The sequence below is a fragment of the Enterobacter sp. B79-1 genome, assembly GCF_057444735.1.
This window is the reverse complement of record NZ_JBYAZJ010000007.1, coordinates 147,524-168,239: the sequence shown is the minus strand read 5'-3', so window position 1 is coordinate 168,239 and position 20,716 is coordinate 147,524. Positions and strand designations below refer to the sequence as shown.

Genomic DNA, 20,716 nt, shown 5'->3' with positions numbered 1-20,716 from the left:
CCTTTGATGAGTTTTGATATTGCCAAATACCCGACACTGGCGTTAGTTGACTCCACCCAGGAGTTACGCCTGTTGCCGAAAGAGAGCCTGCCGAAGCTGTGCGACGAACTGCGTCGCTACCTGCTCGACAGCGTTAGCCGCTCCAGCGGCCATTTCGCCTCCGGGCTTGGCACGGTTGAGCTGACCGTGGCGCTGCATTACGTCTATAACACGCCGTTCGATCAGCTCATCTGGGATGTAGGCCATCAGGCCTATCCGCACAAAATTCTGACCGGTCGTCGCGATAAAATTGGCACTATTCGCCAGAAAGGCGGCCTGCACCCGTTCCCGTGGCGCGGCGAGAGTGAGTATGACGTGCTGAGCGTCGGTCACTCCTCCACCTCCATTTCAGCGGGTATCGGTATTGCCGTTGCCGCAGAAAAAGAGAACAAACAGCGCCGTACCGTCTGCGTGATTGGCGACGGGGCGATCACTGCGGGTATGGCCTTCGAGGCAATGAACCACGCGGGTGATATCAAGCCGGACATGCTGGTTATCCTTAACGATAACGAAATGTCGATCTCCGAGAACGTGGGTGCGCTGAATAACCATCTGGCACAGCTGCTTTCCGGCAAGCTTTACTCCTCGCTGCGCGAAGGCGGCAAAAAAGTCTTTTCCGGCGTACCGCCGATTAAAGAGCTGCTCAAGCGTACCGAAGAACACATCAAAGGCATGGTGGTGCCGGGCACGCTGTTTGAGGAGCTGGGCTTTAACTACATCGGCCCGGTTGACGGCCACGACGTACTGGGGCTGGTGACCACGCTCAAGAACATGCGCGACCTGAAAGGCCCGCAGTTCCTGCACATCATGACCAAAAAAGGGCGTGGCTACGAACCGGCGGAAAAAGATCCGATCACCTTCCACGCGGTGCCGAAATTTGACCATACCAGCGGCTGTCTGCCAAAAAGCAGCGGCGGTATGCCGAGCTATTCGAAAATCTTCGGCGACTGGCTGTGTGAAACCGCGGCCAAAGACAACAAGCTGATGGCTGTGACGCCCGCCATGCGTGAAGGCTCCGGCATGGTCGAGTTTTCCAAAAAATACCCTGACCAGTATTTTGACGTCGCCATCGCCGAGCAACATGCGGTGACGTTTGCGGCGGGTCTGGCGATCGGTGGCTACAAGCCGGTGGTGGCAATTTACTCCACCTTCCTGCAACGCGCCTACGATCAGGTTATTCACGACGTTGCCATCCAGAAGCTGCCGGTGCTGTTTGCTATCGACCGCGCGGGTATCGTGGGTGCCGACGGTCAGACGCACCAGGGCGCATTTGATCTCTCTTTCCTGCGCTGCATCCCGGACATGGTGATCATGACGCCGAGCGACGAGAACGAATGTCGCCAGATGCTGTTTACCGGCTACCACTATCAGGACGGTCCGAGCGCGGTTCGCTACCCGCGCGGTAATGCCCTGGGCGTTGAACTTCAGCCGCTGGAAAAACTGGCGATCGGTAAAGGCCTGGTGAAGCGTCGCGGTGAGAAAGTGGCGATCCTGAACTTCGGCACGCTGATGCCGGAAGCGGCAAAAGTGGCCGAAACGCTGAATGCCACGCTGGTGGATATGCGCTTCGTTAAGCCGCTCGATGAGTCCCTGATCCTGAGCATGGCGGAAAGCCACGACGTGCTGGTGACGCTGGAAGAAAACGCCATCATGGGCGGCGCGGGCAGCGGCGTAAACGAGGTGCTGATGGCAAACCGTAAAGCCGTTCCGGTGCTGAACCTCGGCCTGCCGGATCATTTCATTCCGCAAGGTACCCAGGACGAAGCCCGCGCGGCGATTGGTCTGGATGCCGCAGGTATCGAAGCCAAAATCCGCAGCTGGCTGGCATAACCCCTCCCCCTTTTCCGCTCCTGCTATGCTTAAACCTCATGTTTAAAATAGCAGGAGCGGAACCGTGCAATACACTACGTTAGGAAAAACGGACCTTAAGGTTTCCCGACTTTGCCTGGGCTGCATGACCTTTGGCGAGCCCGATCGGGGAAACCACGCCTGGACGCTGCCGGAAGAGAGCAGTCGTCCGATTATCAAACGCGCCATTGAAGGCGGCATTAACTTCTTTGACACCGCCAACAGCTACTCCGACGGCAGCAGCGAAGAGATTGTTGGCCGAGCCCTGCGCGATTTTGCCCGCCGTGATGACATCGTCGTTGCCACCAAAGTCTACTATCCGTCAGGCGATCTGACTGAAGGCCTTTCTCGCACGCAGATCCTGCGCTCTATCGATGACAGCCTCAGACGCCTGAACATGGATTACGTCGACCTGCTGCAAATTCACCGCTGGGATTACAACACCCCCATTGAAGAGACCCTTGAAGCACTGAACGACGTGGTGAAAGCCGGTAAAGCGCGCTACATCGGCGCATCGTCTATGCACGCGTCGCAGTTTGCCCAGGCGCTGGATCTCCAGGCACAGCACGGCTGGGCACGCTTTGTCACCATGCAGGATCACTACAACCTGATCTACCGTGAAGAAGAGCGCGAGATGTTGCCGCTGTGCCATCAGGAGGGCGTGGCGGTGATCCCGTGGAGCCCGCTGGCGCGCGGTCGACTGACCCGTCCATGGGGCGAAACCACGGCTCGCCTGGTATCGGATGAAGTGGGGAAAAATCTCTATAGCGGTACAGAAGCCAGCGATGCGCTGATTGCCGAGCGTCTGGCAGGCATTGCCGACGATACCGGTGCAACCCGCGCCCAGGTGGCGCTGGCATGGCTGCTGAGCAAACGCGGGATTGCCGCACCGATTATCGGCACGTCGCGGGAAGAACAGCTGGATGAGCTGCTGAATGCGGTGGACATCACGCTGACGCCGGAGCAGATTGCCGAGCTGGAGACGCCGTATCAGCAGCATCCGGTGGTGGGGTTTAAGTAAACACTCGCCGGGTGGCGGCTTCGCCTTACCCGGCCTACGATCGCACCCTATTTGTAGGCCGGGTAAGCGCAGCGCCACCCGGCAATACAGAGCGCACAAACTTACGCGAAGTGATCGTACCCTTTCCAGTCGAGCGTCACCGGCGCACCTTCACGGACAAACTTCAGCCCTTCGCTCTCCGGCATAATCTGCCCGATGCAGGTAAATTTCGCGCCGAGATGCGCTAACGCCACGTCCAGCGTTCCACGGTTCAGCTCCGGTACGGTGAAGCACAGTTCGTAGTCTTCACCCCCGGACAGCGCCCAGCGCAGCGCCTGCTCAGGTTTGACATGGCGAAGCAGTTGCTCCGACAGCGGGAACAGATCCAGGTCAACGCGCGCGCCTACGCCGCTGGCCTTCAGGATATGCCCGAGATCGGAGATCAGCCCGTCAGAGAGATCGATAGCCGAGCTTGCCCGCTCGCGCAGCGCCTGGCCGTGCAGAATACGCGGCGTTGGCCGCAGATGGCGCTTCACCAGATACGCCGCATCGTCAGCATCTCCAACCGTTAAACGGCTCTGAAGGATCGCCAGCCCTGCCGCGCTGTCACCCGGCGTACCGGTCACGTAGATCCAGTCGCCTGGTTTTGCGCCCGAGCGCTTCAGCGCGCGGCCGAGCGGCACATAGCCGTGGATCGCCAGCGTCATCGACAGCGGCCCGGCAGTGGTATCACCGCCAATCAGCTGCATATCGTAATAATTCAGCTGTTCAAACAGCGCGTCGCTAAACGCTTCCAGCCAGGCTTCATCGACCTCTGGCAACGTCAGAGCCAGCGTCAGCCAGGCAGGATCGGCACCCATCGCAGCCAGATCGCTAACGTTCACCGCCAGCGCTTTATACGCCAGATCGGCAGGAGCGATATCGGGCAGGAAATGACGCCCGCACACCAGGGTGTCGGTGCTGATTGCCAGCGTCTGTTTTTCGGGAATATTGAGAAGTGCACAGTCATCGCCAATGCCGGTTTCAACATCAAGACGAGAGGTTCTGACACGGTCGAAATAACGGGCAATCAGGGAGAATTCGCCGCATGCCATACGTTATGCCTCAGCAAATAAAAGAAAAAACCGGAGCCGCACTGCCCGTCAGGCAATGCAGAACTCCGGTTTGCGGATCACTTTTTGTGGGGACGGATCGCAGGTGCTGCTTTATCAAGTACGCCGTTTACGAACTTGTGGCTGTCTTCAGCGCCGAAGGTTTTCGCCAGTTCGATCGCTTCGTTGATGGCCACTTTATACGGCACATCATCACGTTTAGACAGCTCAAACAGCGCGATACGCAACACTGCTTTTTCTACCTGACCCAGCTCTTCGAGCAGACGGGACAGGTAAGGTTTCATCAGGCCATCGAGATACGCGCTATTAGTCGCCACTCCCGACAGCAGTTCACGGAAGTACAGAACATCAACGTCTTTCACGTCCTGTTCTGACAGGAACTGGTATTCAACATCAGCGATGTCGTTCTGGGACAACTGCCAGGAGTAAAGTGCCTGAACGGCACATTCACGGGCGCGGCGACGAGCAGCAGGTTTCACGGAATTCCCCTTACAAAAAAATCAGGCCTTAATGGCTTTCAATACATTGATCATTTCAAGCGCGGTCAGTGCAGCTTCTGCACCTTTGTTACCGGCTTTGGTGCCAGCACGTTCGATGGCTTGTTCAATACTTTCGGTAGTCAGCACGCCGAATGCGACAGGAATTTCAGCATCCTGTGCAACGTGAGCCAGACCATTGCTTGCACCGCCCGCAACGTATTCGAAGTGCGCAGTGCCGCCACGAATAACAGTACCCAGCGCAATCACCGCGTCGTATTTACCGGTTTTCGCCAGCGCGCCCGCCGCCAGTGGCAGTTCGTAAGCGCCTGGAACCCAAACAACGGTAATGTTGTCATCTTTAACCTGACCGATACGTTTCAGGGCGTCAATCGCACCTTCCAGCAGGCTGTCGTTGATGAAGTTGTTGAAACGCGCAATGGTGATGGCGACGCGAGCGTCCGGGGTAGCTACAGCAGCTTCAATAATGTTCATACTCTTCCTTTACGGGTTCATTTGGCCCCGCAGGGGGGCGGATTTTATCATAATACTTTGCGCACTGCTTCCCTATTTCGGGAGCAATTACGCTGTGGTTAAATGGAGGCAGACATCCGGACCCACCGGACGAATCTCGCTGAATCTGAGTTGTGGTGCGTCGGCCAGTTTTTCAAGGCCAGGCAGCACAAACAGGCCGCGCGCGTCGTGCCCTAACAATTTAGGCGCAACGTAGACAATCAATTCATCCACCAGCCCAGCCTGTAAGAGCGCACCGGCGAGCGTAGGCCCGGCTTCGACCCAGATGCTGTTGACCTGCTGCTTGCCGAGCAACATCATCAGCACGACTAAATCCAGACGCCCGTTATGCTCCGGCACCATGATGCTGCGCACGCCTTCCGGCCATTCACGCGTATCTTCCTTCGTGCGGGCAATCCAGGTTTCACCCGGCTGCTGCACGATGCGGTGATCCGGCGTCACGCGGTTCTGGCTATCAATAATAATGCGCAGCGGCTGACGCAGGTTCTCCTGCGGGTAAAGCGCCTGGGTATCGGCACTCAGTTCGTCCCAGCGCACGGTCATGGCCGGATCGTCAGCCAAAACGGTTTCACTGCTGGTGAGAATAGCATGGCTTTGCGCACGGAGACGTTGCACATCGCGCCTTGCCTGCGGCGAGGTGATCCACTGGCTTTCGCCGTTTGCCATCGCCGTACGACCGTCCAGCGAGGCGCCCAGCTTGAGCTGAATGTAAGGGAACCCCGTACGCATGCGCTTCAGAAAGCCTTTGTTGATCGCTTCCGCGTCCTGCATCATCAGCCCGTGGCTAACGTCAATGCCTTCCTGCTGGAGTCGATACAGCCCGCGTCCGGCCACCTGCGGATTCGGATCCTGCATTGATGCAACAACGCGCGACACACCCGCTGCAATCAGCGCCTCACAGCACGGCGGCGTACGCCCGTGATGGCTGCAGGGCTCGAGCGTAACGTAGGCCGTTGCGCCGCGCGCCTTCTCGCCCGCCATGCGCAAGGCATGCACCTCGGCGTGGGGCTCGCCCGCGCGAAGATGATAACCTTCGCCCACGATCTCGCCCTCTTTGACAATAACGCACCCCACGTTCGGGTTCGGGTGGGTAGTAAAACGACCACGCTGCGCCAGCTTCATGGCTCGTGCCATGTACATCTCGTCCTGCATGGGCTTAATCCTGTAGGCGGGCGATCTCTTCGCCGAACTCTTTGATATCTTCGAAACTGCGGTAGACAGAGGCGAAGCGGATATAGGCGACTTTATCGAGCTTTTTCAGCTGTTCCATCACCAGGTTGCCAATCATTTTGCTCGGCACCTCGCGCTCACCTAAGCCACGAAGATGAGACTTGATGTGGTTTAACGCCATTTCGACATCGTCTGCGCTGACGGGCCGTTTTTCGAGGGCTTTCAGCATTCCGCTGCGCAGCTTTTCTTCATTGAACGGCTCGCGCACGTCGTTACTTTTCACCACGCGCGGCATTACCAGCTCTGCAACTTCAAAGGTCGTGAAACGCTCGTTGCACACCAGACACTGACGGCGACGGCGTACGGAAGACCCTTCGCCCACCAGGCGAGAGTCGATGACTTTGGTATCCACAGCGGAGCAGAATGGGCAATGCATACGGTATCCCTGTAATCCGGTTAACTGATTTTCATTTTACCCTGATCTGGCCTGACAACAAAGGAAGAGCTTTTTGAGACAAAGGATCTATGTCAGACACAATGAAGCCGGCTACCATAAAGGCGATCCGTTATTTCAAGGAAATAAACGCAATGAGAAGACGTTACCTGAGAATTCTGCTGGTGGGGAGCCTCTTTACCCTTAGCGCCTGTGCACAGCAAACTGAAGTCCGCGAAATGAAACAAAGCGTGAACACGCTCAATGCGGCCATGGACAAGCTGAACAAAGAGACCGTGAAAATCACCCAGCAAAATGCGCTGAATGCGAAGTCCAGCAGCGGCGTTTATCTGCTGCCGGGTGCCAACACGCCTGCCCGCCTGAACAGCCAGATTGGCACGTTAAAGATGTCTCTGGTGAATGTTGCAGCAAATGCCGATGGTACTCGCGCAACATTACGCATCCAGGGCGAATCCAACGATCCGCTTCCCGCGTTCAGCGGAACCGTAGAGTGGGGCCAGATTCAGGGCACCACGGAAAGCTACCAGGAAGTGAACGTGAAGAACCAACTCTTCACCGCCCCCGCCAGCACGTTGGCCCCGAGCGATGTTGATATCCCGCTACAGCTGAGTGGGCTCACCCCAGAACAGCTGGGCTTTATCCGCATTCACGATATTCAACCCGCCGCGCAATAACCTCCTCTTTTAGCGGAGTGAAATGTCACTCCGCTAACATTTACATTTCGTATGGATTGGCAACATAAATGTTTGCCGTTACAATCCCGGCCGTTTAAAGTACGCAAACGTGAACGCAATCGATTACGCATGTGAGAGATATGTGAAACAACACATATTTTTGTGAGCAAGGATTCCTATAATAGGCTCCGCAGAAACACGAAATATTTTGATACGCAAATCGCGCATTTTTCACTCCCGGAAGGGAATTTCAATCAGTGGCATGATTATGAAAAAAACATTACTCGCAGCCGGTGCTGTACTGGCACTCTCCTCCTCTTTCACTGTTAACGCAGCGGAAAACGATAAACCACAATACCTCTCCGACTGGTGGCACCAGAGCGTTAACGTGGTTGGCAGCTACCACACCCGTTTCGGACCTCAGATCCGCAACGATACCTACCTGGAATACGAAGCGTTCGCCAAGAAAGACTGGTTTGATTTCTATGGTTATATGGATGCGCCGGTATTCTTCGGTGGTAACACCGACGCGAAAGGTATCTGGAACCACGGTTCCCCGCTGTTCATGGAGATCGAACCACGCTTCTCTATTGATAAGCTGACTGGCACCAGCCTGGCGTTTGGTCCGTTCAAAGAGTGGTACTTCGCAAACAACTATATCTACGACATGGGCCGTAACAAGTCCGGTCGTCAGAGCACCTGGTACATGGGTCTGGGTACGGACATCGATACCGGTCTGCCAATGAGTCTGTCCATGAACGTGTACGCGAAGTACCAGTGGCAGAACTACGGCGCCGCGAACGAAAACGAGTGGGACGGCTACCGTTTCAAAGTGAAATACTTTGTGCCAATCACCCAGCTGTGGGGCGGCAACCTGAGCTACATCGGCTTCACCAACTTTGACTGGGGCTCAGACCTGGGCGACAACGACTTCCGCGATCTGAACGGTAAGAAAGCGCGCACCAACGACTCCATCGCTTCCAGCCACATCCTGGCGCTGAACTACGATCACTGGCACTACTCTGTTGTTGCGCGTTACTGGCATAACGGTGGTCAGTGGAACGACGACGCGAGCCTGAACTTCGGTAACGGCGATTTCAGCGTCCGTTCTACCGGTTGGGGTGGTTACCTGGTTGTAGGTTATAACTTCTAACCTGTGCGGATTTCGCCCGGTGGCGCTACGCTTACCGGGCCTACGATCCGAATGTAGGCCGGGTAAGGCGTAGCCGCCACCCGGCTTTTTACTGCTTCACCTTGCGCAAAAAATCCGCCAATGACCTGTCCGCACTCTCGCTAAACCGCCTCTCCGTCTGCACAATATTGAGGCATCTGTCGAGCCGGAAACAGCGGTAGTCATCGCGCCGCTCGCACCACGCAGCCAACAGCCAGTGCTCCCCCCAGAAGAACAGCCCAAGCGGCTGCACCTCACGCCAGGTTAACTGCCCGGCCTCATCACGGTAATGCATTGCCAGCACGCGCTGCGCAGATATCGCCTGATGAATCACATCAAATCCGCTGCGGGAATGGGGCTGAAGCGCAATATCCGGCGCATATATACGCGTCTGCTCCGCCTTGCGTCGGCTCTCCTCGGGCAGGATCGCCAGCACCTTCTCCTGAGCCGACTCCAGCTCGCGAGACAACGACTCTCCGCCCCAGGTTTTCAGCAGACGGATTGCCACCATCAGCGCCTCGGACTCTTTATTGGTCAGCATCAGCGGCGGCAGGTCAAAGCCCGACAGAAGCCGGTATCCGCTTCCCGCCTCGCCCTCTACCGGCACGCCAGAGAGAGACAGGTCGCGGATATCGCGATAAACCGTGCGCTCGGAGACGCCGAGCCTCTCTGCCAGATGCGCTGCCGTTGTCAGACGCCTGCCCCGCAGGATCTGCACAATCTGAAACAAACGGTCAGCGCGTCGGGTCATCGTCTCTTTTGCTCTCAGGCCGGTTGATGAAGGCCGACGCGATTACCTTCGCTGTCGGTGAACAAGGCAATGGTGCCAATGCCTCGCGGCAATTCCAGCGGACCAAAGACGCACGCACCGCCCGCAGAGGCAATACGATCGAGCGTGGCCACCAGATTGTCAGTATGCAGATAAATAATAGCGCCCTGCTGCGACGGCGTAATGCCGTCAAACTTCGCCAGTGCGCCGCCGGTTGCCGGGTCTTCGTGCGGGAAAATCGCCAGCTCTGCCACGTCCATTTTCTCGCGCTTCAGCGTAACCTGCATTACCGGTTCATAAAATTTGATGGCGCGATCCATATCGGCGACCGGAATTTCAAACCAGTTAATCACACTTTTCATACTTCCTCCTGCCTGTTGTTGGGTTCAGAAGGAGTCTACGACAGGGCTCCTGACAGCATACTGTCAGGAGTGTTTGTCAGGAGCAGATAAAAAAAATCCCGGCCAACAGACCGGGATTTCGATAACGTCTAAGACACTGTCTTACGGCAGAATTGACGGCTGATCCGCCCCTTCTTTTTCGACTTTCTGCTGGAGCAAGTGCTCGCGCTTCATGCCGAGTTTCAGTGCCAGTGCGGACGCGACGTAGATAGACGACGCCGTACCGATAGACACACCGATCAGCATGGTCAGCGAGAAGCCTTCCAGCACCGGACCACCGAAGAGATACAGCATCAGGATAACCATTAAGGTCGTTCCGGATGTGATCAAGGTACGGTGCAGCGTCTGGGTCAACGACACGTTGAAGATTTCGTACGGCGTACCGCGACGGATCTTACGGAAGTTTTCACGAATACGGTCAGATACCACGATACTGTCGTTCAGTGAGTAACCGATGACGGACATCAGGGATGCCACAATCGTCAGGTCAATCTCAATATGGAACAGAGACAGTACGCCCATGGTGATCACCACGTCGTGCGCCAGCGCGATAACCACACCTGCCGCCAGTCGCCACTCGAAGCGGAAGCCAACGTAGATCAGGATGGAAATCAGCGCCACCATCAGCGCCATCGCGCCGGTTTGCGCCAGGTCCGCACCCACGCTCGGGCCAACGAACTCAATACGCTTCACCGCCGCATTCTGGCTGGTCGATTCGTTGATAACCTTCAGAACCTTGCTACCGAGCTCCTGGCTGCCGTTGGCGTCGTGTACCGGAGGCATACGCACCATGATGTCGCGGCTGCTGCCGAAGTTCTGCAGCAGCGGCTCTTCAAAGCCCGCTTTCTGCAGCGATTCGCGCATCTGGTCCATATCGACCGGTTTTTCCAGGGAAATCTCAATTACCGTACCACCGGTAAAATCGAGACCCCAGTTAAAGCCTTTCACGCCCATAATGACGATGGACAGAATCAGCAGAAAACCTGAAATGCCGAAGGCCCAGTAGTCCCAGCGCATAAAGTCCCAGACTTTACGGCCGTGGTTCAATTGTTCAACAGTATATTCCTGTGCCACAACGCACTCCTCAGATAGACAGCTTTTTGACGCGCTTGCCGCCGTACAGCAGGTTCACGATGGCACGGGTGCCGACAATAGCGGTAAACATTGACGTTGCAACACCGATACCGGTTGTAATTGCAAAGCCTTTGATCGCGCCAGTACCCACTGCATACAGGATAAGAACCTTAATCAGTGTTGTTACGTTCGCATCGAAGATGGAGCTGAACGCCCCTTTATAGCCTTCTTCAATCGCCTGTTGCACAGAGCGACCGTTACTCAACTCTTCTTTGATACGTTCGTTTATCAGTACGTTGGCGTCGACCGCCACCGCAAGGGTAAGAACGATACCCGCAATACCCGGCATGGTCAGCGTCGCCCCCGGCAGCAGGGACATAATGCCGATGATCATCACAAGGTTTGCCAGCAGCGCGGAGGTCGCGATCAGACCAAACTTCTTATAGAAGAAGATCATGAAGAGAATAGAGACCACCAGACCGGCCAGACACGCTTCCAGACCCTGTTTGATGTTCTGCATACCCAGGGTTGGACCAATGGTACGTTCTTCAACAATCTGAATTGGCGCAATCAGCGCACCGGCACGCAGCAGCAGTGACAGCTGGCGCGCTTCGTTCGGGTTGTTGATACCGGTGATACGGAAGCTGTTACCCAGGCGAGACTGGATGTTGGCGATGTTAATCACCTCTTCCTCTTTCACCAGCACGGCACGACCGTTGGCGTCTTTCTTACCGCTGTCTTTGTACTCCACGAACAGGGTCGCCATCGGTTTACCGATGTTGTCCTTGGTGAAGTTAGACATGATGTTACCACCCGCGCTATCCAGCGAGATGTTAACCTGCGGCTGGTTGTATTCATCCTGGCTTGAAGTGGAGTCGGTGATATGGTCACCGGTCAGGATCACGCGTTTGTACAGCACAACCGGCTGACCTTCGCGGGTCTCTTTCACTTCGGAGTCGCCCGGGATACGGCCAGAGGCGGCAGCAGACTGATCGACGTTGGAGTTAACCAGGCGGAATTCCAGGGTTGCAGTCGCACCCAGAATCTCTTTCGCACGCGCGGTATCCTGGATACCCGGCAGTTCCACCACGATACGGTCAGCACCCTGACGCTGTACCAGCGGCTCAGCCACGCCCAGTTGGTTTACACGGTTACGCAGAATGTTGATGTTCTGCTGAACGGCATATTCACGCGCTTCGCTCAGACGTGCATCCGTCATCACCGCACGCAGCTGGTTGCTGCCCTGAGAGGTGATGACCAGATCGCGGTGACGTTGAGACAGGTAAGTTACAGCCTGGTCGCGTGCCGCGCTGTCGCGGAACGTGATGCTCATGCCGTAGTTATCTTCTTTACGCACGGTAGTGTACGCAATGCCTTTCTCACGCAGATCGCTGCGCAGGCTGTCGATGTTCTGTTCCTGCAGCTTGCCAAGCGCGGTATCCATATCCACTTCCATCAGGAAGTGAACGCCGCCACGCAGGTCAAGACCGAGTTTCATTGGCTCTGCGTTCAGCGCAGCCAGCCAACGCGGGGTTGCAGGAGCAAGGTTAAGCGCCACGACATACTTATCACCCAGCACGCCCATCAGCGCTTCACGGGCGCGGAGCTGCGTGTCGGTGGTGTCGAAGCGAGCAAGAATTGCGCCCTCTTCCAGTGCCACAGACTTAGCGGTAATTTTTTCTTCTTGTAACGTTTTCTGGACCTGGATCAGCGTTTGCTCACTGGCGGCGACGCCGCGCGCGCCAGTGATTTGAACGGCCGGATCCTCACCATACAGGTTGGGAAGCGCGTACAGCAGGCCGACGATAATCACGACGACCAGCATGATGTACTTCCACAAAGGATAACGGTTTAACACGGCAGTTCCCTTTGGGAAAAGTTGGGATTACAGCGCCTTCATGGTGCCTTTCGGCAGAACGGCAGCTACGAAGTCACGTTTGATAACCACTTCAGTGGTGTCGTTCAGCGCGATTGCAATGTAGCCGCTTTCCGCTACTTTGGTCACGCGACCGACCAGGCCACCGTTGGTCAGTACTTCATCGCCTTTCGCAATGGAGTTCATCAGGTTTTTGTGCTCTTTGGTGCGCTTCTGCTGTGGACGCAGGATCATGAAGTAGAAGATCAGACCAAACACAACCAGCATCAGAATCAGAGACATCGGGCTGCCCTGCGCTGGAGCACCTGTTGCTGCTACCGCATCAGAAATAAAAAAGCTCATTCAAATTCCCTCATTATTAAAATTAATCAACGTTCAAAGGTGGGACATCCCGGCCCTGACGTTGGTAGAAATCGGTCACGAAGCTCTCTAATTTACCCTCTTCGATAGCCTTACGTAAACCAGCCATTAAGCGCTGATAATAACGAAGATTATGAATGGTATTGAGACGCGCGCCCAAAATCTCGTTACAACGATCGAGATGATGCAGATACGCGCGAGAATAATTGCGACAGGTATAGCAATCGCACTCGGAATCGAGCGGGCTGGTGTCACTCTTATGCTTCGCGTTACGGATTTTCACCACGCCATCGGTTACGAACAGATGACCGTTACGCGCGTTGCGGGTTGGCATGACGCAGTCGAACATATCAATGCCGCGACGAACGCCTTCAACCAGGTCTTCTGGTTTACCCACCCCCATCAGGTATCGTGGTTTATCCGCCGGGATTTGCGGGCAGACATGCTCCAGAATGCGGTGCATGTCTTCCTTCGGCTCACCCACAGCCAAACCGCCGACAGCGTAGCCATCAAAACCTATCTCTACCAGACCTTTAACGGAGATATCGCGTAAATCTTCGTAAACGCTGCCCTGGATGATGCCGAACAGCGCATTTTTGTTCTGTAAGGAGTCAAAACGGTCGCGGCTGCGCTGCGCCCAGCGCAAGGACATTTCCATGGAGCGCTTGGCGTAGTCCCAGTCCGCCGGGTACGGCGTACATTCGTCGAAGATCATTACGATGTCGGAGCCGAGATCGTACTGAATCTCCATCGATTTTTCGGGATCGAGGAAAATCGGATCGCCGTTGATTGGGTTACGGAAATGAACGCCCTTTTCGGTGATCTTGCGGATATCGCCCAGGCTGAATACCTGGAAGCCGCCGGAGTCGGTCAGGATGGGACCTTTCCACTGCATGAAGTCATGCAGGTCGCCGTGGAGCTTCATGATCTCCTGACCCGGACGCAGCCACAGGTGGAAGGTGTTACCGAGGATAATCTGTGCGCCAGTGGCTTCAACTTCTTCCGGCGTCATCCCTTTTACGGTGCCGTACGTGCCCACAGGCATAAACGCGGGGGTTTCAACCACGCCGCGATCAAACACCAGGCGACCGCGACGCGCGCGGCCATCGGTGGTATCGAGTTCAAATTTCATTTTTTCTCCGACGTCAGAAAAACAGTCCAACGTTGTAAAACGGTGCCGCGGACTTATTCCCCGACACGCTCATTCAAAGCCTGCGGATTGTACGTGATAAACATCGCGTCCCCGTAGCTAAAAAAGCGATATTTTTGTTCTACCGCAGACTTGTAGGCGTTCATCGTATGCTGATAACCGGCAAACGCGGAAACCAGCATAATCAGCGTCGATTCAGGCAGATGGAAGTTGGTCACCAGCGCATCAATGACTTTGTACTGATAGCCCGGGTAGATAAAGATCTGCGTATCGCCAAAGAACGGCTCGATAAGATCGCTTTTCGCGGCCTGCGCGGCGCTCTCAAGCGAACGCACGGAAGTTGTGCCCACAGCAATCACGCGGCTACCGCGGCCTTTCGCCGCCAGCACCGCATCCACAACCTCTTGCGGTACTTCGGCGTATTCAGAGTGCATGATGTGGTCTTCAATGCTGTCCACGCGCACCGGCTGGAAAGTGCCCGCACCGACGTGCAGCGTCACAAACGCCATCTCAATGCCCTTCGCGCGCAGTTTTTCCAGCAGCGGCTCATCAAAGTGCAGACCCGCGGTTGGTGCGGCTACGGCACCCGGCTTCTGGCTGTAGACGGTCTGATACAGCTCGCGGTCGGCCTCTTCGTCCGGACGCTCAATGTACGGCGGCAGCGGCATATGGCCGATGGCGTTCAGGATATCGAGCACCGTGCGCTCGTCGTCAAACGCCACCTCAAACAGCGCGTCGTGACGCGCGGTCATGGTCGCTTTGATGCTCTCGTCATCGCCCAGCAGCAGCTCAGCGCCCGGCTTCGGCGCTTTGGATGCGCGAATATGTGCCAGAATACGTTTATCATCGAGCATACGTTCGACCAGCACTTCAATCTTGCCGCCGCTGGCTTTACGGCCAAACAGGCGCGCCGGGATCACGCGGGTGTTGTTAAAGACCAGCAGATCGCCAGGGTTGAGCTTGTCGAGCAAATCGGTGAAAGTACCGTGCGTCAGCTCGCCCGTCGGCCCATCCAGTGACAGTAAGCGACAGCTGCTTCGCTCAGGCATGGGATAGTGAGCAATCAGGGATTCAGGTAGTTCAAAGGAGAAATCGGCGACGCGCATGACGTATACTCGTGACTTAAAAACAGGCGGCATAGTCTAGTGCTCACACCCTTTTGCTGCAACAACTAGCCGCCCCCGGACAAATAAAACGCATGAATTTTCTCGCTCACCTGCATCTCGCACACCTCGCTGACAGCTCCCTTTCCGGCAATTTGCTGGCCGATTTTGTACGCGGCAACCCCGCAGAAGCATATTCCCCTGAGGTTGTCGACGGAATTTTTATGCACCGCCGCATCGACGTGCTGACCGATAACCTGCCGGAAGTGACGGAAGCCAAAGCGTGGTTTCGCCCTGAGACGCGCCGCGTTGCGCCGATCACGCTTGATGTGATGTGGGATCACTTCCTGTCGCGCCACTGGGAACAGCTGTCGCCGGAGATGCCGCTGCCCGAATTTGTGCGCTATGCCCATCAGCAGGTGTCGATTATTTTACCGGACTCACCGCCGCGATTTGTGAATCTGAATAACTACCTGTGGTCGGAACGCTGGCTGGAGCGCTACGGCGAGATGGATTTCATCCAGAACGTGCTGAATGGGATGGCGAGCCGCCGCCCGCGTCTGGATGCGCTACGCGACTCCTGGTATGACCTGGATGAACATTACGATGCGCTGGAAACGCGTTTCTGGCAGTTTTACCCGCGCATGATGACGCAGGCGAAAAATAAAGAACTGTGATGCCGGTATGATTGATAGGTAAAAGCTGGCGGAACGATTGTCACCACCTCTTTGTCTTATTCCCGAACACTCTCTATACTGGCCCGCGTTGCGTTCCAAATAACCTTAGTATCTACAGGAGAATCATATGGTTCTGGTAACTCGTCCGGCTCCGGATTTTACAGCTGCAGCAGTTCTGGGCAACGGTGAAATCGTTGAAAACTTCAACTTCAAACAGCACACCAACGGTAAAGCGACCGTTCTGTTCTTCTGGCCAATGGACTTCACTTTCGTTTGCCCGTCTGAGCTGATCGCGTTCGACAAACGTTATGAAGAATTCCAGAAGCGTGGCGTGGAAGTGGTTGGCGTCTCCTTCGACTCTGAGTTTGTACACAACGCATGGCGTAACACCCCTGTCGAAAATGGCGGCATCGGTGCGGTGAAATACGCAATGGTTGCGGACATCAAACGCGAAATCCAGCAGGCTTACGGTATCGAACATCCGGACGCTGGCGTTGCCCTGCGTGGTTCTTTCCTGATCGACGCAAACGGCATCGTTCGTCACCAGGTTGTGAACGATCTGCCGCTGGGTCGTAACATCGACGAAATGCTGCGCATGGTTGACGCGCTGCAGTTCCACGAAGAGCACGGCGAAGTGTGCCCGGCTCAGTGGGAAAAAGGAAAAGAAGGTATGAACGCGTCTCCAGACGGCGTGGCTAAATACCTGTCTGAGAACGTATCCAGCCTGTAATCGGCACGGTTTACGAAAAAGGCCCGCTTATGCGGGCCTTTTTTTATGCCTTACGCTGCGTCTCTCGCCAGATGCGCCAGGCCATGCCCGCCAGCAGAATCACCCCTGCAATCAGCACGCCCCATACCAGCAGCGTGTTCATCCTGCTCTCCCGCTCGGCCGCAGAGGTAGCGGTCAGGCGCCCCTCGCCGCCTAACGCGACATCATCACGAATGTCGGCCTGCGGCAGGTTCGCCATATCATAGGTCTTGCGCAGGTCGGCCGGGATCAGCATGCCGGGCTCCACGCTGGCAGGCTTTGCGGCACCGTTGCCCCAGGCGAGCACGTACGGCGCTTTCCCCTGCGCGTTGAACACCAGATCGTAGCGGTCGCGATGTCCCGTCACGCTCGGCAGGTATTCTGGCAGACGCGCGTTCAGCGTCGTGATTTTCACTGCCTGCACAAGCCCCCCGTGAAGCGAAACCGGTGGCGACGTTTTCCCCTCCAGACGGTACAGAACCTCTTTCTTCAGGGGGTGCCACGCGTCTTTTTCCGAACTCCGCCACGCTATCTCCACGGGAAGGACGCCATCGCCATTCAGTGAGATGCTGACAGCACTCAGCGGCTGCGGGCGCGCCCAGTGCCACTGCGCTTCACTTGTCGATAACATCTTCCCTTCTCCCTCAAGATTGACCACTTCCGGGGCCGCCTGCGCAGGTGCGCTAATTGCGTTTACGCCGGTCAAGGTTATCCCCTGGCTTTTTGTATTCAGCACCACCATGAGATAGCGATTCGCATCGGGAGATAAAACCGCATCGGTATCGATCCGATCGAGCTTAAGACGATCCTGGCCGCTGACGACGTCCAGCAATGGCATATCCTCGCGCAGGGTATACCAGCGCTTAAGATCCTCGCTGTAATAGACCGACGCCGTTCCCTGCCACGGCGTCTGAAGGGTATTCCAGAGCAGCTGCAGCTGGGATATGGCCATCTCTTCCGTCGCCTGCTCAGGCAGGGTCAGCAGATAATGTTGCCCGGCTGCGGCGGCTTTTTGCCCCTCCAGCACAATTTCAACGCCGTTTCGGGAACGGAGCAGGATCTTATCGCTATCACCGGCGTCTGAGGCAGCCGCAAGCGGCGAGGCGTCCAGCGGAAAGAGGCGCAGCGCCGTGGATTGCACTGGGGCCTGTGGACGCGTCGCGCTGACCAGGCTGAAGGGAACCGGCTCGCCCGACTGGTTAAAGACGCGGACATCGTGCAGATCCGGCGACGTGCTTTGCTCATAGACGGCCAGCGGCAGCATTACCCGATACCACCGGGAAGGAACAGACGTATCGAGTGAAAGACCAAAGGCATAGTCCCGGGGCGCTTCCGTTTGTCCCTCGTCGCAGAACGCCGGGCCGGAAAGCGCCAGCAGCGCGGTACAGGCTACCGCTTTCATCCATTTCATTTTTCATCTCCTGTTTTGGGCGGTAGCGGTGAGAAATACCCCACGATCAGAACCAGTATCGCCACGCCGATAAACGCCACCGCGCGCGACAAACCGCCTCCGCCCGCGCTGTCCACCAGCATCAGTTTAACCATTACCACACCCAGCAGCGCGGCACCGCTAAGCCACTCCTGGCGGGAAGCCCGACGGGTGGCATGGATCATGACCACCAGCGCGCTCAGCATCCAGAACAGGGCAAAACTGGTCTGGATAAGCCGCGAATCCCACAGCGATGCCATATTCCAGGCCACATCGCCGTACCAGGCCAGCGCGCGCATCAGCGCACCGTTCAGCCACCAGAAGGCAAACGCCATCATCGCGACGGCAGGCCACGGGCGGGCCTGCGAGAGCCACGCCGGGTAATAGCGATCCACAGCGCGATAAAAGACCACCAGCCCCAGCAACGCGAACGCCGCGCCTTCCTCAAGCGGGTTTACCAGCGGCAGCCAGGTCTGGCGATAGACCACGCCGTCCTGGAAATTGGTCACCACCAGCAATACCAGCAGCGCCACGACCACGGGGAGCGGTGCCAGGCAGGCGTAGAGCGCAGGCCACTCCCGGAACGGCCACCCGCGACGCCGTACGGCTGCAGAGAGCGCCATAATCACCCCGCCGCCTGCTGCCATCGCTAAGCCGCTGCCCCAGGCCGCCATGCCCCACGGCAACGACCGGGCAAACCAGAAAAGCTCAGCGGCCAGCGCCAGCAAAATCATCCAGAACAGCGACAAATGTAGCCCCATCGCGATGCGCGGCAGGAGTCTTTCACCGTCGCGCCACAGCAGCATCAGCGCAGCAGGAAGCGCAACGCACCAGGCCAGATTTGACCAGCCGGCGGCAACGATCTGCTGGTGCCAAAGCTGATACCCCACCATCAGCAGCATAACCGCCCACAGCAGCCATTTGCTGGCATCCAGCTCCCGCCACGCTAAACGCGCAGCCACCTGCCGCCAGCCCCAGACCGACGCCGCCGTCAGCGCCAGCACGCCCGCCAGAATCGGTAATTCCTGCGTCATCACCAGCCCCGATGCGCCCAAGAGCGCCACCAGCCAGAACAGCAGCCCACCGGCCAGCAGCGCCCAGCTGACCGGCAGGAAGAGAGTCCGCCACAGCCAGGCCGCAGCCAGCCAGCAAAGACTGAGGATGGAGAAGATCAGCAGCAGGCTCAGCGACGTCACGCCGTTCGCTTGCGCCCACAGCGCGCTGCCGAGCGCCAGCACCAGCAGCGCCGTGCCGCTATAGCTCATGCGACGCTGGTGCTGCTGCACGCCCAGCCAGAGGATACCCAGCCCCTCCAGCGCCCAGGCCATCGCCGTCCAGCGCGCCGACAGCGCCAGCGGAATGGCGAGCGTCGCGAACCCGCCACCGATGGCCAGCGCGGCCATGACCAGCGGTCGTCCGATGGAGGGATAGCGCCGCAGGGCAAGGAACGCGAGGGTAAGATAAAATGCGCCGTACCCCAGCGCGCTCAGGGCCGGGCCATATTCCCAGTGCCGGGTCATGCCGTACTGCATCCCGAAACCGATCAGCGGCGGAGCAAACAGCAGCACGCCGTCAATAATTTGCTTCCCTTTCTCCTGCGCCCGCAGCGACAGCGCCACGCTCAGGACGCCGAATATCAGCGTATTGGCAATCAGGAACAGCTGGCATACCCAGTAGTTTTCAGGCTGGTAGTCATTCAGCCCCCACAGGCCGCCCACGCCGAACGTAAACAGCAGCCCGAGCAGATTCAGCTCGCGCCAGTGCTGCCAGATGCTGATCGCGAGAATGCCGATGGAAAGCAGAAGATAGAAAGAGAACAGTGCCACAAAGCTACCGCCCCCGGTGGACAACAGCAGCGGCGCAAGATACCCGCCGAGGCTCGCCAGCATGGCGAGGCTCAGCGCCTTCTGCAGCACCGCCAGCCCGACGCTCGCCGCGCATATCACCACCAGAAGCGCAAAGGCCAGCGTCATCGGCAGCATTTGCCAGAGCCGGAATGCGCCAAACACCGTCAGGTAGAGCACGCCGGTCGCCCCGCCCTGAAGGATCAGCGCATAGACACGCTGCCTGTGCCGCAGCCGCCACCCAACCGCCAGCAGAACGATGGCAAACAGCGCCGTTGCCACGAGGCGCACCTCAAGCGGGAACAGGGAATGTTCAACGGTATAGCGCAGCAGGAATGAAAGACCGAGGAAGAGCAGCAGGATCCCAAGCTTCGCCAGCGGATTACCCTGCATGAACCAGCGCACCAGCGACGTCAGTATGCCGCCAAAGGCAGAAGGCTGTTTTGCCGCAGGCACCGGGGCCGGAGCGGGTTTTGCCACGGCAGCGGGATTATCGGGGCGCCAGGGGTCGACAGGCGTGGGAGCGTCCTCAACCACCGGCCCGGTCACAGCCACCTGTGCGGTGGCTTGCACCGGCTCCGGCGCGCTTTCAGGCACGCCGCGCTGCTCTAACGCCTCAATGCGCTGGCGCAGCCGGGCGATCTCCTGTTTCGCCGCCGAGCTTCGGTTAAAGCCGATAACCGCAAGCACCGGCGCAACGCCCAGCGCAAAAACCAGGAACAAACAGCCAAGGATGTAAAGCTCGTCCATGTTTCCACCTTCACCGTAAACGATCCGTTAAGATTGACACAAATAGTTGCATTTGCG

20 protein-coding genes are annotated in these 20,716 nt (G+C 57.2%); 6 read left to right on the top strand and 14 right to left on the bottom strand.

Annotated elements, in window-relative coordinates; genetic code table 11:
• The first annotated feature begins 6 nt into the window (after positions 1 to 6).
• Together dxs and AC2T6E_RS18445 are read left to right on the top strand one after the other, a co-directional pair.
• A complete protein-coding gene (dxs, locus tag AC2T6E_RS18450) occupies positions 7 to 1,869 on the top strand; it encodes a 1-deoxy-D-xylulose-5-phosphate synthase (RefSeq protein ID WP_010428079.1) in 1,863 nt (620 codons plus the stop codon).
• A gap of 64 nt (positions 1,870 to 1,933) precedes the next feature.
• The gene (locus AC2T6E_RS18445) at positions 1,934 to 2,908 is read left to right on the top strand and encodes an aldo/keto reductase (RefSeq protein WP_148400300.1); all 975 of its coding nucleotides are present in this window, start codon (positions 1,934 to 1,936) and stop codon (positions 2,906 to 2,908) included.
• 101 nt (positions 2,909 to 3,009) lie between these two features.
• Here AC2T6E_RS18445 and thiL read toward each other — a convergent pair whose 3' ends face one another.
• From thiL to nrdR, 5 genes are all read right to left on the bottom strand, one after another.
• A complete protein-coding gene (gene thiL, locus AC2T6E_RS18440; RefSeq protein WP_108415704.1) occupies positions 3,010 to 3,981 on the bottom strand; it encodes a thiamine-phosphate kinase in 972 nt (323 codons plus the stop codon).
• A 77-nt stretch (positions 3,982 to 4,058) separates the two neighbouring features.
• Positions 4,059 to 4,478, bottom strand: a complete 420-nt coding sequence (nusB, locus tag AC2T6E_RS18435; RefSeq protein WP_006809908.1) for a transcription antitermination factor NusB — start codon at positions 4,476 to 4,478, stop codon at positions 4,059 to 4,061.
• A gap of 21 nt (positions 4,479 to 4,499) precedes the next feature.
• Positions 4,500 to 4,970 carry a 6,7-dimethyl-8-ribityllumazine synthase gene (gene ribH, locus AC2T6E_RS18430; protein ID WP_006176874.1) on the bottom strand — a complete coding sequence of 157 codons (471 nt, stop codon included), beginning with the start codon at positions 4,968 to 4,970 and terminating at the stop codon, positions 4,500 to 4,502.
• Between the two features lie 87 nt (positions 4,971 to 5,057).
• Complete coding sequence (ribD, locus tag AC2T6E_RS18425) at positions 5,058 to 6,161, bottom strand: bifunctional diaminohydroxyphosphoribosylaminopyrimidine deaminase/5-amino-6-(5-phosphoribosylamino)uracil reductase RibD (protein WP_148400298.1); 1,104 nt, start codon at positions 6,159 to 6,161, stop codon at positions 5,058 to 5,060.
• A gap of 4 nt (positions 6,162 to 6,165) precedes the next feature.
• Positions 6,166 to 6,615: a transcriptional regulator NrdR gene (gene nrdR / locus AC2T6E_RS18420; RefSeq protein ID WP_006176872.1), complete on the bottom strand. Its 450-nt coding sequence runs from the start codon at positions 6,613 to 6,615 to the stop codon at positions 6,166 to 6,168.
• Positions 6,616 to 6,767: 152 nt separating this feature from the next.
• Here nrdR and AC2T6E_RS18415 point away from each other — a divergent pair, with 152 nt between their 5' ends.
• Together AC2T6E_RS18415 and AC2T6E_RS18410 are read left to right on the top strand one after the other, a co-directional pair.
• Complete coding sequence (locus tag AC2T6E_RS18415; RefSeq protein WP_486692794.1) at positions 6,768 to 7,307, top strand: SadB/YajI family lipoprotein; 540 nt, start codon at positions 6,768 to 6,770, stop codon at positions 7,305 to 7,307.
• Between the two features lie 268 nt (positions 7,308 to 7,575).
• The gene (locus AC2T6E_RS18410; protein ID WP_010428066.1) at positions 7,576 to 8,460 is read left to right on the top strand and encodes a nucleoside-specific channel-forming protein Tsx; all 885 of its coding nucleotides are present in this window, start codon (positions 7,576 to 7,578) and stop codon (positions 8,458 to 8,460) included.
• An 88-nt stretch (positions 8,461 to 8,548) separates the two neighbouring features.
• Here the strand turns inward: AC2T6E_RS18410 and AC2T6E_RS18405 are convergent, their stop codons facing one another.
• From AC2T6E_RS18405 to queA, 7 genes are all read right to left on the bottom strand, one after another.
• Complete coding sequence (locus tag AC2T6E_RS18405; RefSeq protein ID WP_348573303.1) at positions 8,549 to 9,229, bottom strand: helix-turn-helix transcriptional regulator; 681 nt, start codon at positions 9,227 to 9,229, stop codon at positions 8,549 to 8,551.
• 14 nt (positions 9,230 to 9,243) lie between these two features.
• The gene (locus AC2T6E_RS18400; protein WP_148400296.1) at positions 9,244 to 9,609 is read right to left on the bottom strand and encodes a VOC family protein; all 366 of its coding nucleotides are present in this window, start codon (positions 9,607 to 9,609) and stop codon (positions 9,244 to 9,246) included.
• 141 nt (positions 9,610 to 9,750) lie between these two features.
• Positions 9,751 to 10,722, bottom strand: coding sequence for a protein translocase subunit SecF (secF, locus tag AC2T6E_RS18395; RefSeq protein WP_089599268.1), 972 nt, complete (start codon positions 10,720 to 10,722; stop codon positions 9,751 to 9,753).
• A gap of 10 nt (positions 10,723 to 10,732) precedes the next feature.
• Positions 10,733 to 12,580, bottom strand: coding sequence for a protein translocase subunit SecD (gene secD, locus AC2T6E_RS18390; protein ID WP_126816837.1), 1,848 nt, complete (start codon positions 12,578 to 12,580; stop codon positions 10,733 to 10,735).
• A 27-nt stretch (positions 12,581 to 12,607) separates the two neighbouring features.
• The gene (gene yajC / locus AC2T6E_RS18385) at positions 12,608 to 12,940 is read right to left on the bottom strand and encodes a preprotein translocase subunit YajC (RefSeq protein ID WP_003021544.1); all 333 of its coding nucleotides are present in this window, start codon (positions 12,938 to 12,940) and stop codon (positions 12,608 to 12,610) included.
• A 22-nt stretch (positions 12,941 to 12,962) separates the two neighbouring features.
• A complete protein-coding gene (gene tgt / locus AC2T6E_RS18380) occupies positions 12,963 to 14,090 on the bottom strand; it encodes a tRNA guanosine(34) transglycosylase Tgt (protein ID WP_089599266.1) in 1,128 nt (375 codons plus the stop codon).
• A 53-nt stretch (positions 14,091 to 14,143) separates the two neighbouring features.
• Entirely contained in the window at positions 14,144 to 15,214 is a 1,071-nt protein-coding gene (gene queA / locus AC2T6E_RS18375) for a tRNA preQ1(34) S-adenosylmethionine ribosyltransferase-isomerase QueA (RefSeq protein ID WP_120159544.1), read from the bottom strand.
• Positions 15,215 to 15,306: 92 nt separating this feature from the next.
• On the opposite strand from queA, the gene acpH reads away from it, so the two are divergent.
• Together acpH and AC2T6E_RS18365 are read left to right on the top strand one after the other, a co-directional pair.
• Positions 15,307 to 15,888 (top strand): ACP phosphodiesterase, encoded by a 582-nt coding sequence (gene acpH / locus AC2T6E_RS18370; protein ID WP_253178894.1) that lies wholly within the window; start codon positions 15,307 to 15,309, stop codon positions 15,886 to 15,888.
• Between the two features lie 127 nt (positions 15,889 to 16,015).
• A complete protein-coding gene (locus tag AC2T6E_RS18365; protein ID WP_010428037.1) occupies positions 16,016 to 16,618 on the top strand; it encodes a peroxiredoxin C in 603 nt (200 codons plus the stop codon).
• 43 nt (positions 16,619 to 16,661) lie between these two features.
• Here AC2T6E_RS18365 and AC2T6E_RS18360 read toward each other — a convergent pair whose 3' ends face one another.
• Together AC2T6E_RS18360 and AC2T6E_RS18355 are read right to left on the bottom strand one after the other, a co-directional pair.
• Complete coding sequence (locus AC2T6E_RS18360; RefSeq protein WP_486692781.1) at positions 16,662 to 18,047, bottom strand: DUF3999 family protein; 1,386 nt, start codon at positions 18,045 to 18,047, stop codon at positions 16,662 to 16,664.
• On the bottom strand, positions 18,044 to 20,659 hold the full coding sequence (locus AC2T6E_RS18355; protein WP_486692779.1) for a DUF2339 domain-containing protein: 2,616 nt from the start codon (positions 20,657 to 20,659) through the stop codon (positions 18,044 to 18,046). Before AC2T6E_RS18355 ends, AC2T6E_RS18360 begins: the two co-directional genes overlap by 4 nt.
• Positions 20,660 to 20,716: the final 57 nt, after the last annotated feature.

What these genes read in the sequence shown, in the direction of transcription:
- dxs (WP_010428079.1), top strand. Translation starts at nt 7, where the DNA reads ATGAGTTTTGATATTGCCAAATACCCGACACTGGCGTTAGTTGACTCC.
- thiL (WP_108415704.1), bottom strand. Translation starts at nt 3,981, where the DNA reads ATGGCATGCGGCGAATTCTCCCTGATTGCCCGTTATTTCGACCGTGTC.
- ribH (WP_006176874.1), bottom strand. Translation starts at nt 4,970, where the DNA reads ATGAACATTATTGAAGCTGCTGTAGCTACCCCGGACGCTCGCGTCGCC.
- ribD (WP_148400298.1), bottom strand. Translation starts at nt 6,161, where the DNA reads ATGCAGGACGAGATGTACATGGCACGAGCCATGAAGCTGGCGCAGCGT.
- nrdR (WP_006176872.1), bottom strand. Translation starts at nt 6,615, where the DNA reads ATGCATTGCCCATTCTGCTCCGCTGTGGATACCAAAGTCATCGACTCT.
- AC2T6E_RS18415 (WP_486692794.1), top strand. Translation starts at nt 6,768, where the DNA reads ATGAGAAGACGTTACCTGAGAATTCTGCTGGTGGGGAGCCTCTTTACC.
- AC2T6E_RS18410 (WP_010428066.1), top strand. Translation starts at nt 7,576, where the DNA reads ATGAAAAAAACATTACTCGCAGCCGGTGCTGTACTGGCACTCTCCTCC.
- AC2T6E_RS18405 (WP_348573303.1), bottom strand. Translation starts at nt 9,229, where the DNA reads ATGACCCGACGCGCTGACCGTTTGTTTCAGATTGTGCAGATCCTGCGG.
- AC2T6E_RS18400 (WP_148400296.1), bottom strand. Translation starts at nt 9,609, where the DNA reads ATGAAAAGTGTGATTAACTGGTTTGAAATTCCGGTCGCCGATATGGAT.
- yajC (WP_003021544.1), bottom strand. Translation starts at nt 12,940, where the DNA reads ATGAGCTTTTTTATTTCTGATGCGGTAGCAGCAACAGGTGCTCCAGCG.
- tgt (WP_089599266.1), bottom strand. Translation starts at nt 14,090, where the DNA reads ATGAAATTTGAACTCGATACCACCGATGGCCGCGCGCGTCGCGGTCGC.
- queA (WP_120159544.1), bottom strand. Translation starts at nt 15,214, where the DNA reads ATGCGCGTCGCCGATTTCTCCTTTGAACTACCTGAATCCCTGATTGCT.
- acpH (WP_253178894.1), top strand. Translation starts at nt 15,307, where the DNA reads ATGAATTTTCTCGCTCACCTGCATCTCGCACACCTCGCTGACAGCTCC.
- AC2T6E_RS18365 (WP_010428037.1), top strand. Translation starts at nt 16,016, where the DNA reads ATGGTTCTGGTAACTCGTCCGGCTCCGGATTTTACAGCTGCAGCAGTT.
- AC2T6E_RS18360 (WP_486692781.1), bottom strand. Translation starts at nt 18,047, where the DNA reads ATGAAATGGATGAAAGCGGTAGCCTGTACCGCGCTGCTGGCGCTTTCC.
- AC2T6E_RS18355 (WP_486692779.1), bottom strand. Translation starts at nt 20,659, where the DNA reads ATGGACGAGCTTTACATCCTTGGCTGTTTGTTCCTGGTTTTTGCGCTG.